This window comes from Variovorax sp. TBS-050B (genome assembly GCF_029893635.1).
Taxonomy (GTDB): Bacteria; Pseudomonadota; Gammaproteobacteria; order Burkholderiales; family Burkholderiaceae_C; genus Variovorax.
The window spans coordinates 3,328,053-3,341,486 of sequence record NZ_JARXYR010000002.1; the positions used below are offsets into that span (position 1 = coordinate 3,328,053).

A 13,434-nucleotide genomic window follows, 5' to 3' on the forward strand; every position below is an offset into this window, starting at 1 on the left:
GCGGCGACAGCTTCGTGACGCCGGCCGCGTCGCCCGCGCCGGGCGGTCTGGCGGTCGACCTGCGGCAGACGCCCGGCGGCGTGGTGGGCTACGAGGCGCTGCCCGACCACCGCATCAAGCTGCACGCGGGCGCGCCCGTGGCGGGCGCCTGCCAGTTCCACCACTTCCTCTACACGCGCGGCGACCTCGACATCGTGCCCGCCGGCACCACCGACATCTGGCACGAGGAATCGCCGAGCACCTCGGTCGTCGTGCGCATGGCGCCCGCCTTGCTGCGGCGCACCGCCGACGAGATGGGCCTGCCGGCCGAGCGCGCGGAGCTTGGCGAGCGCCACCAGTTCCGCAATGCGCAGATCGAGCACATCGCCTGGGCGCTCGATGCCGAACGGCGCGCGGGCTTTCCCAACGGCCGGCTCTACACCGACAGCCTCGGCACCGCGCTCGCGGGTGCAGCTGATCGCCGACGGTCCGCGCATCGCACGCGCGGATGCGCAAGGCCTCACGCGGCTGCAGCTGAAGCGCGTCACCGAGTTCATCGAGGCCCACCTCGACGGCGACCTGTCACTGGCCGCGCTGGCCGAGGTGGCGGGCCTGAGCGCTTCGCATCTGAAGACGCAGTTCAAGCGATCGACGGGTCTGCCGGTGCACGAGTACGTGGTGCATCGCCGCGTCGACCGCGCGCGGCATCTGCTCCTGAGCAGCGATCTGCCGGCCAGCCTCGTCGCGCTCGAAAGCGGCTTCTCGCACCAGAGCCACATGGCGCGCTGCATGCGCCGGGTGCTCGGCGCCACGCCGGGCGAGGTGCGGCGCGCGCGCTAGCTGCGGCCCGGCAAGCGCGTCAGCGCGCGGGTGCGCCGTCGAAGCCGCCGAAGAAGATGTCGGGCGCGCTGGTGTTGTGCTTCGAAGGCAGGCTGCGCCCGAAGCGGAACTGCGTGCCGCTCAGCGTCTTCACTTCCGGCAGCGGCAAGGCCTGCTCGTTCGCCTCGGGCGATTCGCGCCAGCGCACCTCGCTCACGTCGGCGTTGTCGGCCGCGACGTACATCGAACGCAGCACCGCGAAGGGCCGCGCATCGGTGGTCGGCGACGACAGCCGCACGTCGAGCGCGGTCCGCGCGCGGCTGATCTCGCTCACCCTCGCCACGGCGCTGCCGCCGCGGGTGAAGCGCAGATGGATCGACAGCGGCTTCGGCACGATGCGGATCGAGGCGATGTCGACCACCGGCCGGCCGGCCTGTTCGACCGGCCCGAGCAGGAACGACGAGCCGTAGACGCCGTCGCCGAAGCGCTCCTCGGGCAGCGGCTTGATGCGCCAGTAGCCGTCGGCGGGGTAGAGCACCATGGCCTCGAGCACCTTGTCGTCTTCCTTGCGGAAGACCTGCAGCAGGTGAAAGCCGCGGTCGGTGCGCGCACCCACGCGCACCGGCACCTGCTGCGGTCGCCAGAAGGTCGGCAGCGTCATGCCCACGATGCGCCACTGCGCGTCCTCGTGCAGCACCACGCGGCGCTCCTTGAACTTGTAGGCCGGGTCAGTGGGATGCGCGCCGCCGTCGAAGTTGCAGCCCGAGAAGTCCGGCGCCGTGACGTCCTTGTCGATGCCGCCGAGGTAGCCGGGCTGCAGCGCCTCGATGCGCATGCGGCGGATGCCCGCGCCGCGCAGCACCAGCGAGACGTTGTCCTCTTCCGCGCAGGCGGTGGCGGTGGTGCCGTTCTCCACCGTCGCCGCGATGGGCGCGGCCATGGCCATGCCCGCGGCGGAAAGCAGCGTGCCGAGCGCGAGGCTCGCGAGGATGTGGGGGCGGCGTGGGAACATCAGATCTTCGTGCTGTGGGTGGAAGGGCCGTCGCGGCGTTCGAGCAGCAGGTCGCTGAAGAGCCGGTGCTCGCACGCCGGATCGGAGCATTTGTCGCAGGACCACGACCACGCGGCGGGCTTGGCGTCGGCGCGGCCGCGCGCGTGGACCTGGGCCTCGCTGCCGGCGATCGCATTGATCGCGTTCCAGGCATTGGCGAGCCTTTCGCCCCCGCTGCCGTGGACCACGGCGAAGGAGATGCCCGCGCCCGAGAGCGCCGCGCGCAGCAGCCGGTCGGTGGGCTCGCGCGCATGGTCGCCGTCGCGCAGGGCGTCGGCCACCCAGGGGATGTCGAGCGCGGTGAGCAGCGTGATCGCGCAGCGGCGCTGGGCCGCGAGCGCGGCGGGGTAGAGCGAGCTGTCGCCGAACAGCTGCTCGCTGTAGACCGCGGTCATCAGCGCCGTGGTGTCGGCCACCACCACGTCCGCGGCCGCCGCGGCTTCGATGCGGCGCGCCTGTTCGTCGGCGATCGCCTGCTGTTCGTGCGGGCGCGGCGTGCGGCCTTCGCGCTCGCACCATTCGCGCAGGTATTCGCCGACCAGCGTGACGGCGACGCCGCGTTCGCGCAGCCGCCGCGCGAGCGCCTGCGAGAGCTCGGTCTTGCCCGTGCTCTCGGCGCCCACGAGCGCGATCACGCATCCCTGGGGCAGCATCGGCGTCATGCGCGCGCGGCCTCGTGCAGGCGCGTGCGCCAGGCCAGGAAGCCGGCCACGCTCAGCACCGCGAAGACGGCATAGAGCCCGACCGTGAGCCAGAGGCCCTTGTGGATGAAGAGTCCCACGCTGACCACGTTGACCGCGAGCCACACCAGCCAGTTCTCGATGAACTTGCGCCCGAGCAGGAACTGGCCGACCAGGCTGAGCCCGGTCGCGAAACCGTCCCACCAGGGCACGTCGGTGTCGGTGAAGCGATGCAGGAAGAGGGCGACGGCGGGCCAGGCGAGCGCGCAGGCCGCGAGCGCCAGCACGAGGCCGCGCGGCGACAGCCGGCCGACGCGCAATGCGCTGCCGTCGGCGCGATGCCCGCGCAGCCACTGGAACCAACCCCAGAACGCGACGATGGCGAAGAACACCTGCAGCGAGGCATCGCCGTAGATCCGCGCCTTCGCGAAGACCGCCACGTAGAGCAGCGAGCTCACGATGGCGAGCGGCCAGCCCCAATGGATCTCGCGCATGTTGCAGCCGACCATCGCGAGCGCCAGCACGGCGGCCACGAGTTCGAGCCAGCTGACGGGGGCGCCCCACAGCATGAAGGCCGAGGCCGAGAAGAAGTCGAGCATCAGCGCACGCGCGCCGCGGGGCCGCGAGAACGCGCAGTGCCGGGCGTGGCGGCCAGCATGTCAGTGCGTGATCTGCACGAACACTTCGTTCGGCTTGACCATGCCGAGCTCCTGCCGCGCGCGCTCCTCGACCATCTCGAGCCCGACCTTGAGGTCGTTGACCTCGGAGGCCAGCCGCTCGTTGGCCACGGCGGCCTTGGCGTTCGCCTCTTTCTGCTGCGCGAGCCGGTCCTGCAGCTGCGACACGTCGGGCACGCTGCCGCGTCCATTCCACAGCTGCCACTGCAGGATGACCAGCAGCAGCAACAGCACGAGGGGTGGAACGAGGCGCGAGCGCATGCTGCCGCCGGCTTCGGGGCGTTACTTGAGGTTGTAGAACGCGCCGCGGCCCGGGTAGCTGGCGATGTCGCCGAGGTCTTCCTCGATGCGCAGCAGCTGGTTGTACTTGGCGATGCGGTCCGAGCGCGAGAGCGAGCCGGTCTTGATCTGGCCCGCGTTGGTGCCCACCGCGATGTCGGCGATGGTGCTGTCCTCGGTCTCGCCCGAACGGTGCGAGATCACGGCGGTGTAGCCCGCACGCTTGGCCATCTCGATGGCGGCGAAGGTCTCGGTCAGCGTGCCGATCTGGTTGATCTTGATCAGGATCGAGTTGGCGATGCCCTTGTCGATGCCTTCCTGCAGGATCTTGGTGTTGGTGACGAACAGGTCGTCGCCCACGAGCTGCACGCGCTTGCCGAGGCGTTCGGTCAGCAGCTTCCAGCCGTCCCAGTCGCCTTCGTGCATGCCGTCCTCGATGCTGATGATCGGGTACTTGTCGACCCAGGTCGCGAGCATGTCGGCCCAGTTGCCGGCCGAGAGCGTGAGCTTCTCGCCCGACAGCACGTAGCTGCCGTCCTTGTAGAACTCGCTCGCGGCGCAGTCGAGGCCGAGCGCGATCTGCTCGCCCGCCACGAAGCCGGCCTTGTCGATGGCCTCGAGGATCAGCTGGATCGCCGCCTCGTGGCTTTCGACGCTGGGCGCGAAGCCGCCTTCGTCGCCGACGGCCGTGCTGATGCCGCGGTCGCCGAGGATCTTCTTGAGCGCATGGAACACCTCGGCGCCGTAGCGCACGGCCTCGCGGAAGCTCGGAGCGCCCACGGGGATGATCATGAATTCCTGCAGGTCCAGGCTGTTGTTGGCATGCGCGCCGCCGTTGATGACGTTCATCATCGGCACCGGCAGCTGCATGCCGCCCATGCCGCCGAAGTAGCGGTACAGCGGCAGGCCCGACTCTTCGGCTGCGGCGCGGGCCACGGCCATCGACACCGCGAGCGTCGCGTTGGCGCCCAGGCGGCCCTTGTTGTCGGTGCCGTCGAGGTCGATCATCGTGCGGTCGAGGAAGGCCTGCTCGCTGGCGTCGAGGCCGAGCACGGCTTCGGAGATCTCGGTGTTGATGTTCTCCACTGCCTTGAGCACGCCCTTGCCGAGATAGCGCTTCTTGTCGCCGTCGCGCAGCTCGATGGCTTCGCGCGAACCGGTCGATGCGCCCGAGGGCACGGCCGCGCGGCCCATGGTGCCCGATTCGAGCAGCACGTCGCATTCGACGGTGGGATTGCCGCGGCTGTCGAGGATTTCTCGGCCGACGATGTCAACGATTGCACTCATGCGTTTTTCTCTTTCCTTGCAGTCTCGAATTCGTATTCAGCAGATGGTCACACGCCTTCGACGGCGATCATGCGCATCACGGCGGCACCGGCGCGGGCTTCGCGCGCCTTGAGGTACTCGGGCGTCTCGTAGAAGGCCTTCGCCTTCTCGAAGCTCGGGAACTTGAGGATCACGATGCGCGAGGGCGTCCAGTCGCCCTCGAGCGCCTCGACCTGGCCGCCGCGCACGCAGACTTCGGCGCCGTGCGCCTGCATCGCGGCGCTCGACCACTTCTTGTATTCCTCGTACTGCGTCGGATTGGTGACCTCGACGTGGGCGATGACGTAACCACTGCTCATGATTGAAAGATGTCCTCTAGAAAAGCGTTCTTCTTCGCGACCCCGTCGAGCGCCAGCAGCGTTTCGAGCAGGGCCTTCATGTGCTTGAGCGGCACCGCGTTGGGGCCGTCGCTCAGTGCCTTGGCGGGATCGGGGTGCGTCTCCATGAACAGGCCGGCCACGCCCACCGCCACCGCGGCGCGCGAGAGCACCGGCACCATTTCGCGCTGGCCGCCCGAGCTCGTGCCCTGGCCGCCGGGCAGCTGCACCGAGTGGGTGGCGTCGAACACCACGGGCGCCTTCGTCTCGCGCATGATCGCGAGCGAGCGCATGTCCGAGACGAGGTTGTTGTAGCCGAAGCTCGCGCCGCGTTCGCAGGCCATGAAGCTGTCTTCGTCGAGGCCGGCTTCCTTCGCGGCCGCGCGCGCCTTGTCGATCACGTTCTTCATGTCGTGCGGCGCGAGGAACTGGCCCTTCTTGATGTTCACCGGCTTGCCCGACTGCGCCGCGGCGCGGATGAAGTCGGTCTGGCGGCACAGGAAGGCGGGCGTCTGCAGCACGTCGACCACCTTGGCGGCCTCGGCGATGTCGTCCTCGGTGTGCACGTCGGTCAGCACCGGCAGGCCGAGCTCGCGCTTGACCTTGGCGAGGATCTCCAGGCCCTTGTCGCGGCCCGGGCCGCGAAAGCTGGTGCCCGAGGAGCGGTTGGCCTTGTCGAAGCTGCTCTTGAAGATGAACGGAATGCCGAGCGAGGCGGTGATCTCCTTCAGCGTGCCGGCCGTGTCCATCTGCAGCTGCTCGCTCTCGACCACGCAGGGTCCGGCGATCAGGAAGAAGGGCTTGTCGAGCCCGATGTCGAATCCGCAGAGTTTCATGGGGTGGCCTTTGCGCCGGGCGCGACGGTGGTGGCTGGGGACCGCTGGCTCATGCCACGGCCTTCAGGCTCTTGGCGCCGCCCGCGCTGCGCGCCTTGTGGTCGAGCGCGGCCTTGATGAAGGCATTGAAGAGCGGATGGCCGCTCCACGGCGTGGACTTGAACTCGGGGTGGAACTGCACGCCCATGTACCAGGGGTGCACGTCCTGCGGCAGCTCGACGATCTCGGTCAGGTGCTCGCGCTGGGTGATCGCGGAGATCACGAGGCCGGCGGCGCGCAGCTCGTCGAGGTAGTTGACGTTGGCTTCGTAGCGGTGGCGGTGGCGCTCGGTGACCACGTCGCCGTAGATGCTGTGGGCCAGCGTGCCGGCGGTCACGTCGGAACTCTGCGCGCCCAGGCGCATGGTGCCGCCGAGGTCGGACTTCTCGTTGCGCGTCTTGACCGTGCCGTCGGCGTCCTTCCACTCGGTGATCAGCGCGATCACGGGGCAGGGCGTCTCGGGGTCGAATTCGGTGCTGTTGGCGTTCTTGAGGCCCGCCACGTGGCGCGCGTACTCGATCGTGGCCACCTGCATGCCGAGGCAGATGCCCAGGTAGGGCACCTTGCTCTCGCGGGCGTAGCGCGCGGCCGAGATCTTGCCCTCGACGCCGCGCTGGCCGAAGCCGCCGGGCACCAGGATCGCGTCGTACTTGGCGAGGCGCGAGACGTCCTGCGGCGAGATGGTCTCGGAGTCGATGTAGTCGATCTTCACGCGCGCATGGTTCTTCATGCCGGCGTGGCGCAGCGCCTCGTTGAGCGACTTGTAGCTGTCGGAGAGGTCGACGTACTTGCCGACCATCGCGATCGACACTTCCTGCTGCGGATGCTCGACCTCGTAGACCAGCTCGTCCCAGCGCGTGAGCTTGGCCGGCGGCGTGTTGATGCGCAGCTTGTCGCAGATCAGGCCGTCGAGGCCCTGCTCGTGCAGCATGCGCGGCACCTTGTAGATGGTGTCCACGTCCCACATGGAGATCACGCCCCATTCGGGCACGTTCGAGAACAGCGAGATCTTGGCGCGCTCGTCGTCGGGGATCGGGCGGTCGGCGCGGCACAGCAGCGCGTCGGCCTGGATGCCGATCTCGCGCAGCTTCTGCGCCGTGTGCTGCGTGGGCTTGGTCTTGAGTTCGCCGGCGGCGGCGATCCACGGCACGTAGCTCAGATGCACGAAGGCCGAGTTGTTCGGGCCCATGCGCAGGCTCATCTGGCGCACGGCCTCGAGGAAGGGCAGCGATTCGATGTCGCCCACCGTGCCGCCGATCTCGACGATGGCGACGTCCACCTCGTGCGCGGTGCCGAGGCCGGCGCCGCGCTTGATGTATTCCTGGATCTCGTTGGTGATGTGCGGAATCACCTGCACCGTCTTGCCGAGGTAGTCGCCGCGGCGCTCCTTCTCGAGCACGGTCTTGTAGATCTGGCCGGTGGTGAAGTTGTTGGCCTTGCGCATCTTCGTGGTGATGAAGCGCTCGTAGTGGCCGAGGTCGAGGTCGGTCTCTGCGCCGTCGTCGGTGACGAACACCTCGCCATGCTGGAACGGCGACATCGTGCCGGGGTCGACATTGATGTACGGATCGAGCTTGATGAGGGTGACCTTGAGGCCGCGCGATTCGAGGATCGCGGCGAGGGAGGCGGATGCGATTCCCTTGCCAAGGGAAGATACGACACCACCGGTGACGAAGACAAATTTGGTCATGCCAGTTCCGGACGCTGTGAATCCGGGCAGTGGGAAATTGCGATTGTATATGGCGGCTCAGGGGCGCCGCGAACGGAAGGGCGCTTGTCCTTCCGGCTTCCGGGGCCGGATCGGCCGCCGCGGGCGGCCACGATCGCGGGCCCCTGCGCGCAGGCGGGGTCATTACACTCCGGCGATATGCAAGATCTCGCCGGCAAGCACATCGTTCTCGGTCTCACGGGCGGCATCGCCTGCTACAAGTCGGCCGAGCTGTGCCGGCTCTTCGTCAAGGCGGGCGCGACCGTGCAGGTCGTGATGACCGAGGCGGCGGAACAGTTCATCACGCCGGTCACCATGCAGGCGCTCTCGGGCCGCAGCGTCTACACCTCGCAGTGGGACGCGCGCGAGCCCAACAACATGCCGCACATCAACCTGAGCCGCGAGGCCGATGCGATCGTGCTCGCGCCCTGCAGCGCCGACTTCATCGCGCGGCTGGTGCAGGGCCGGTCCGACGACCTGCTGAGCCTGATGTGCCTGGCACGGCCGATGGAGCGCGTGCCGCTCCTGATCGCGCCCGCGATGAACCGCGAGATGTGGGCCCATCCCGCCACCCAGCGCAACCTGATGCAGGTGGCGGCCGACGGCGCCACGGTGCTCGGCGTGGGCAGCGGCTGGCAGGCCTGCGGCGAGACGGGCGACGGCCGCATGCTCGAGCCCGCGCAACTGCTGGAGGACGTCACGGCCTTCTTTCAGCCCAAGGTGCTCGCGGGCCAAAAGCTGCTGGTCACCGCGGGCCCGACCTTCGAGGCGCTCGATCCGATCCGCGGCATCACCAACCACTCGTCGGGCAAGATGGGCTTTGCCATCGCGCGGGCAGCGCGCGAGGCCGGCGCCGAGGTCACGCTCGTTGCCGGCCCCGTCCATCTGCCGACCCCGCGCGGCGTGAACCGCATCGACGTGCTCTCGGCGCAGCAGATGCTCGAAGCCACCACCCGCGCCGCGCTCGGTGCTAGCATTTTCGTAGCGACGGCGGCCGTTGCCGACTGGCGCCCGGCGACGCACAGCGAGCAGAAGATCAAGAAGGACGGCAGCGGCAAGACGCCGGTCCTGAACTTCGTCGAGAACGCCGACATCCTGCTCACCGTGGCGAGCAGCGAACGCGCGAAGAGCCGGAAGCTCTTCTGCGTCGGCTTCGCGGCCGAGAGCGAGAACCTCGTCGAACATGCCAAGGCCAAGCGCGAGCGCAAGGGCATTCCGCTGCTGGTCGGCAACATCGGCCCGCTCACCTTCGGGCAGGACGACAACGCGCTGCTGCTCGTGGATGCGAACGGCGTGCGCGAACTGCCGCGCGCGCCCAAGCTCAGGCTCGCGCGCGAGCTGATGACGGAAATTGCCGCACGACTTCCCGACTGGAGCGCCTCATGAACGCGAACAACAACACCGACTGGAACACGCCGCCCAACGGCGACTTCGCGCGCTACGTGGAGCAGCTCTCGGCACAGGCCGCGCGCCGCGTGACGGCGACGCAGCAGCAGGGCGGCCATCCGATCGACGCCGGCGGCCTCGTGCAGGCGGAGGGCGCACCGGGCGCGGTGCCCACGACGGCCCAGCGCCGCCGCGTGCAGGCGGCCGCCCAGTCCGCCGGCGCCGCGGCGGCGAAGCCGGGCCTGCCGCCCTCCGCGCTCAAGGTGCTCATCGGCATGGCGGCAGTCGTGTTCCTCGTGCTCTGGGCCGCCGGCATGCCGGTGATCGCGCTGCTCGCGGGGCTCGGCATGGTGCTCTGGTTCGGCAAGAGCCTCCTGAAGGGCCTGGCTTCGCCCGGTGCCGCCAAGTGGCAGCAGGTGCTCGAAGAAGCGAACCGCAGGCAAAGAGACACCCAACCCCAACAAGGCAGCAATTAAGTGAAAGTCGACGTCCGCATCCTCGATCCGCGCATGGTGGATCAACTGCCCGAATACGCCACCCCCGGCAGCGCAGGCCTCGACCTGCGGGCCTGCCTCGATGCGCCCCTCACGCTGGAGCCCAACGCCTGGCAGCTCGTGGGCACCGGCATCGCGATCCACCTGGCCGACCCGGCCTACGCAGCGCTGATCCTTCCGCGCTCGGGCCTGGGCCACAAGCACGGCATCGTGCTCGGCAACCTCGTGGGCCTGATCGACAGCGACTACCAGGGCGAACTCAAGGTCAGCGCATGGAACCGCAGCGGCACGCCCTTCGTGCTGCAGCCGATGGAGCGGCTCGCGCAACTGGTGATCGTGCCGGTGGTGCAGGCGCAGTTTCGCGTTGTCACGGAATTTGCAGCTTCGCAACGCGGCGAGGGCGGCTACGGCTCGACCGGCAAGCACTGAGCTTCGGCGCCCGGCCGATTCGTGTCGCAGCGGTAAAGGCCGGAACCTCGGCCAAGCGCCGCGGCTCCAAGGTTTCGGTATGTGTCAGGCGTCATCCCGCGTGCTGCGCGAGCGTTAGACACCGGTGCGGCGCATCCGGATGCGCCGCTTACTTCGAGGAGCCCTCAACATGAAAATTTCAACGCGCTTCATTTCCCTTGCCGCTTCCATGGTGGCCCTGGCCACGCTCACGGCCTGCGTTGCTCCCGCGCCGGTCTATCACACGACCCGCTATCCCTACCAGGCGCCGCCGCAGGCCGTTCCCTACCAGGAAGCGGCCTATGTCGAATACGGCCATGTGGCCAACATCGAGGTGCTGCGCAGCGAGACCGCGGGCACCGGCACCACGGGCGGCGGTGCGGTGGCAGGCGGCCTGATCGGCGGTGTGGTCGGCAACCAGTTCGGCCACGGCAGCGGCAGGGCGGCGGCCACGGCGCTCGGCATCGTGGGCGGTGCGCTGCTCGGCAACACCATCGAGGGCCAGAACAACGGCCCGCGTGCCTACGAGAGCTATCGCATCTCGGTGCAGACCGACCGCGGCGGCTACCGTGCCTTCGACGTGCCGCATCCCGGCGACCTGCGCATCGGCGACCGCGTGCGCATCGACAACGGCCACATCTCGCGCATGTAGCCGAAGGCCGCTTCGGCCGCCAACGAAAAAGCCGGGCAGTGCCCGGCTTCTTTTTTGGCCCGTGCCCCGCGGTTGACGTCAGTGCAGCAGATCGTTGCCTGGCGCCGTGGGCGGCACCTTGAAGAAGCCGGTGCCCGCGGTGCCGCGGCCGATCTCGTCCTCGGTGGCTTCGCGCACCGAGCGCACCGTGATGTCGAGCCGCACCGCGATGCCCGCGAGCGGATGGTTGCCGTCGAGCACGAGGTGCTCGGGGTAGATCTCGGCCACGGTGTAGATGGCGTCCTTGGGCATCGCCTCGCTCACGCCTTCGGGCAGCGCCGCGCCGTCGAAGGTCATGCCTTCCTCGGTGCCTTCGGGGAACAGCGAACGCGGTTCGAGAAACAGCAGCTGGTCGTTGAAGTCGCCGAAGCCCTGCTCGGGCTCGAGCTGCAGTTGCACGCGCGCGCCGGGTTCATGGCCCTGCAGGGCGGCTTCGATCACGTCGAAGAGGTCGTCGCCGCCGACCAGGAACTCCACCGGCTCGTCGAGCACGTCGAGCACTTCGCCGAGGGTGTCTTTCATCGTCCAGGTCAGGCCGACCACGCATTGTTCAGAGATTTCCATTGCAGAATTCTCCCATGGAGATCACACAACCGCTGCCGCTGCTCGGCGGCCTGAGCGCCGCGCAGTTCATGCGGCGGCATTGGCAGAAGAAACCCTTGCTGGTGCGCCAGGCCGTACCCGCCATGGTGCCACCGATCGAGCGCAGCGCGCTCTTTGCCCTTGCCGCGCGGGAGGACGTGGAGTCGCGGCTCATCCGCCATGGCAAGGCCGGCTGGACGCTGCGGCACGGCCCGTTCGCGCGGCGCGCGCTGCCGCCGCTCAACCAGGCCGCCTGGACGCTGCTGGTGCAGGGTGTCGACCTGCACCACGACGGCGTGCATGCGCTGCTGCAGCAGTTCCGCTTCCTGCCCGATGCACGGCTCGACGACCTGATGATCAGCTACGCGAGCGACCAGGGCGGGGTCGGCCCGCATTTCGACAGCTACGACGTGTTCCTGCTGCAGGCCCAGGGCCGCCGCCGCTGGTCGATCGGCAAGCAGAGCGACCTGCGGCTTTCGCCCGGCGTGCCGCTGAAGATCCTGGCGCACTTCGAGCCCGAAGAGACCTTCGTGCTCGAGCCCGGCGACATGCTCTACCTGCCGCCCAAGTACGCGCACGACGGCGTGGCGCTCGGCGACGACTGCATGACCTGTTCGATCGGCCTGCGTTCCGCGGCCGTGGGCGAGCTCGGCGCCGATCTGCTCGCGCGCATGGCGCAGGGCTATGCCGAGGACCTGGAGGAGGCCGGCCCCGCCGAACTCGCCCGCTACTGCGATCCCTCGCAGCCCGCCGTGGAAACGCCAGCCGCCATGCCGGCAGCGCTTCAGGCCTTCGCGCGCAAGGCGGTCGAGGCGGCGCTGCGCGACCCCGATACCATCGACCGCGCGCTCGGCGAATCGCTCACGGAGCCGAAGGCCAACGTCTGGTTCGACGAAGGCGAGGCGCCCGACCTGCTGCAGCAGGTGGCGCTCGACCGCCGCACGCGCATGCTCTACGACGCGCGGCATGTCTACATCAACGGCGAGAGCTTCCGCGCCGGCGGCGCCGACGCCACGCTGATGCGCCGGCTGGCCGACCGGCGCGCGCTCGGTCCGCGCGAACTCGCGCGGGCGAGCGAGGGCGCGCGGGCGCTGCTTGCCGAATGGTGCGAGGCGGGGTGGGTCCATGCCCGATGAGCCGAAGATCGACGACGCACCGGTGCTGCCCGAAGGCCGGTTCGACGGCCGCGAGGCCTTCGAAGGCATCGTGCGCGCGGCGCTTGCGGCGGCGGCCCACCGCGGGTGGAAGGAACTGGTCTTCAGCGATCCCGACTTCGCCGACTGGCCGCTCGGCGAACGCTCCAGCATCGAGGCGCTCAAGGCCTGGTCGGCCTCCGGGCGCCGCTTCGTGCTGCTGGCGCAGCGCTTCGACGTGATCGAGCGGGTGCATGCGCGCTTCGTGCCGTGGCGCCGCATGTGGGACCACATCGTCGAATGCCGCATGGTGCGCGGCGAAGCGGGGAGCCAGGTGGTGCCGAGCGCCATCTGGACGCCCGACTGGTTCGCGCACCGCATCGATCCCGAGCGCAGCCGCGGCCTTTGCGGTGCCGACCCTCGCGCGCGGCGCGAACTGCGCGAAAGCTTCGACGAATCGTGGCGGGTGGGGCGGCCCGCGTTTCCCGCGTCCACATTGGGCTTGTAAGCCAATGCCGCGAATGAGGCCGCGAGACACAAACGGATGACGATGGGGGTCTAGAATTTTTTCGTTCTGACATCCCATTGCAAAGGAGTTTCCATGAAGAAGTCGTCTTCCGTCCTGCTCGCTTCGTTGATCGCCGTCGCCGCACTCACGGCCTGCGGAAAGAAAGAGGATGCCGCGCCGGCGGTCGTGACCCCGCCGCCCGCGCCGGTGACCGAACCCGCACCGGCCACGCCGCCCGCGGCCACCCCGGCACCTTCGACCAGCAGCAGCGATCCGGCGGCCACGTCGCCTTCGCCGAGCGCTTCGTCGGCGCTCGATGCGGCCAATGCCGCCACCGAGGCCGCCAAGAAGAACGAAGCGCCCAAGCAGTAATCGGTTCGCTTCTGCCGCCGGCGCGTCATTGGCCCGGCGGGAAAGAACGAACGCCAGAAGAAAAGCCGCCCGAGGGCGGCTTTTTGCATGGGGCGGGTGGGACGCGGCAG

General features: G+C 69.0%; 17 protein-coding genes. 8 read left to right on the forward strand and 9 right to left on the reverse strand.

Annotated features, from left to right (window positions below):
- Positions 1 to 447 precede the first annotated feature (447 nt).
- Positions 448 to 819, forward strand: a complete 372-nt coding sequence (locus M2165_RS18475) for an AraC family transcriptional regulator (RefSeq protein ID WP_280816039.1) — start codon at positions 448 to 450, stop codon at positions 817 to 819.
- 19 nt (positions 820 to 838) lie between these two features.
- Here M2165_RS18475 and M2165_RS18480 read toward each other — a convergent pair whose 3' ends face one another.
- Genes M2165_RS18480 through M2165_RS18515 form a run of 8 tightly spaced genes read right to left on the reverse strand, consistent with a single transcriptional unit; the run spans position 839 to position 7,693 of the window.
- The gene (locus tag M2165_RS18480; protein ID WP_280816040.1) at positions 839 to 1,810 is read right to left on the reverse strand and encodes a hypothetical protein; all 972 of its coding nucleotides are present in this window, start codon (positions 1,808 to 1,810) and stop codon (positions 839 to 841) included.
- The gene (locus tag M2165_RS18485; RefSeq protein WP_280816041.1) at positions 1,810 to 2,511 is read right to left on the reverse strand and encodes an ATP-binding protein; all 702 of its coding nucleotides are present in this window, start codon (positions 2,509 to 2,511) and stop codon (positions 1,810 to 1,812) included. The genes M2165_RS18480 and M2165_RS18485 overlap by 1 nt, the downstream gene beginning before the upstream one ends.
- Positions 2,508 to 3,128, reverse strand: coding sequence for a nicotinamide riboside transporter PnuC (gene pnuC, locus M2165_RS18490; RefSeq protein ID WP_280816042.1), 621 nt, complete (start codon positions 3,126 to 3,128; stop codon positions 2,508 to 2,510). The genes M2165_RS18485 and pnuC overlap by 4 nt, the downstream gene beginning before the upstream one ends.
- A 60-nt stretch (positions 3,129 to 3,188) precedes the next feature.
- Entirely contained in the window at positions 3,189 to 3,467 is a 279-nt protein-coding gene (ftsB, locus tag M2165_RS18495) for a cell division protein FtsB (protein WP_280816043.1), read from the reverse strand.
- Between the two features lie 21 nt (positions 3,468 to 3,488).
- On the reverse strand, positions 3,489 to 4,772 hold the full coding sequence (gene eno, locus M2165_RS18500) for a phosphopyruvate hydratase (RefSeq protein ID WP_280816044.1): 1,284 nt from the start codon (positions 4,770 to 4,772) through the stop codon (positions 3,489 to 3,491).
- Positions 4,773 to 4,819: 47 nt separating this feature from the next.
- Positions 4,820 to 5,110: a DUF1330 domain-containing protein gene (locus M2165_RS18505; protein WP_280816045.1), complete on the reverse strand. Its 291-nt coding sequence runs from the start codon at positions 5,108 to 5,110 to the stop codon at positions 4,820 to 4,822.
- Entirely contained in the window at positions 5,107 to 5,964 is an 858-nt protein-coding gene (gene kdsA / locus M2165_RS18510; protein ID WP_280816046.1) for a 3-deoxy-8-phosphooctulonate synthase, read from the reverse strand. Before kdsA ends, M2165_RS18505 begins: the two co-directional genes overlap by 4 nt.
- A gap of 49 nt (positions 5,965 to 6,013) precedes the next feature.
- Positions 6,014 to 7,693, reverse strand: coding sequence for a CTP synthase (locus tag M2165_RS18515; protein WP_280816047.1), 1,680 nt, complete (start codon positions 7,691 to 7,693; stop codon positions 6,014 to 6,016).
- Between the two features lie 177 nt (positions 7,694 to 7,870).
- On the opposite strand from M2165_RS18515, the gene coaBC reads away from it, so the two are divergent.
- The 4 genes from coaBC (at position 7,871) to M2165_RS18535 (ending at position 10,690) form a co-directional block, all read left to right on the forward strand.
- Positions 7,871 to 9,097, forward strand: coding sequence for a bifunctional phosphopantothenoylcysteine decarboxylase/phosphopantothenate--cysteine ligase CoaBC (gene coaBC, locus M2165_RS18520; protein ID WP_280816048.1), 1,227 nt, complete (start codon positions 7,871 to 7,873; stop codon positions 9,095 to 9,097).
- Positions 9,094 to 9,573 (forward strand): hypothetical protein, encoded by a 480-nt coding sequence (locus M2165_RS18525; protein WP_280816049.1) that lies wholly within the window; start codon positions 9,094 to 9,096, stop codon positions 9,571 to 9,573. Before coaBC ends, M2165_RS18525 begins: the two co-directional genes overlap by 4 nt.
- Positions 9,574 to 10,020, forward strand: a complete 447-nt coding sequence (dut, locus tag M2165_RS18530; RefSeq protein WP_280816050.1) for a dUTP diphosphatase — start codon at positions 9,574 to 9,576, stop codon at positions 10,018 to 10,020. It begins immediately after the preceding gene.
- Positions 10,021 to 10,189: 169 nt separating this feature from the next.
- Positions 10,190 to 10,690, forward strand: a complete 501-nt coding sequence (locus tag M2165_RS18535) for a hypothetical protein (protein ID WP_280816051.1) — start codon at positions 10,190 to 10,192, stop codon at positions 10,688 to 10,690.
- Positions 10,691 to 10,768: 78 nt separating this feature from the next.
- Here the strand turns inward: M2165_RS18535 and M2165_RS18540 are convergent, their stop codons facing one another.
- A complete protein-coding gene (locus tag M2165_RS18540; RefSeq protein ID WP_280816052.1) occupies positions 10,769 to 11,293 on the reverse strand; it encodes a peptidylprolyl isomerase in 525 nt (174 codons plus the stop codon).
- A 14-nt stretch (positions 11,294 to 11,307) separates the two neighbouring features.
- On the opposite strand from M2165_RS18540, the gene M2165_RS18545 reads away from it, so the two are divergent.
- From M2165_RS18545 to M2165_RS18555, 3 genes are all read left to right on the forward strand, one after another.
- On the forward strand, positions 11,308 to 12,447 hold the full coding sequence (locus M2165_RS18545) for a cupin domain-containing protein (RefSeq protein ID WP_280816053.1): 1,140 nt from the start codon (positions 11,308 to 11,310) through the stop codon (positions 12,445 to 12,447).
- Complete coding sequence (locus tag M2165_RS18550; protein ID WP_280816054.1) at positions 12,437 to 12,952, forward strand: hypothetical protein; 516 nt, start codon at positions 12,437 to 12,439, stop codon at positions 12,950 to 12,952. Before M2165_RS18545 ends, M2165_RS18550 begins: the two co-directional genes overlap by 11 nt.
- A 93-nt stretch (positions 12,953 to 13,045) precedes the next feature.
- On the forward strand, positions 13,046 to 13,324 hold the full coding sequence (locus M2165_RS18555; protein WP_280816055.1) for a hypothetical protein: 279 nt from the start codon (positions 13,046 to 13,048) through the stop codon (positions 13,322 to 13,324).
- Positions 13,325 to 13,434 lie beyond the last annotated feature (110 nt).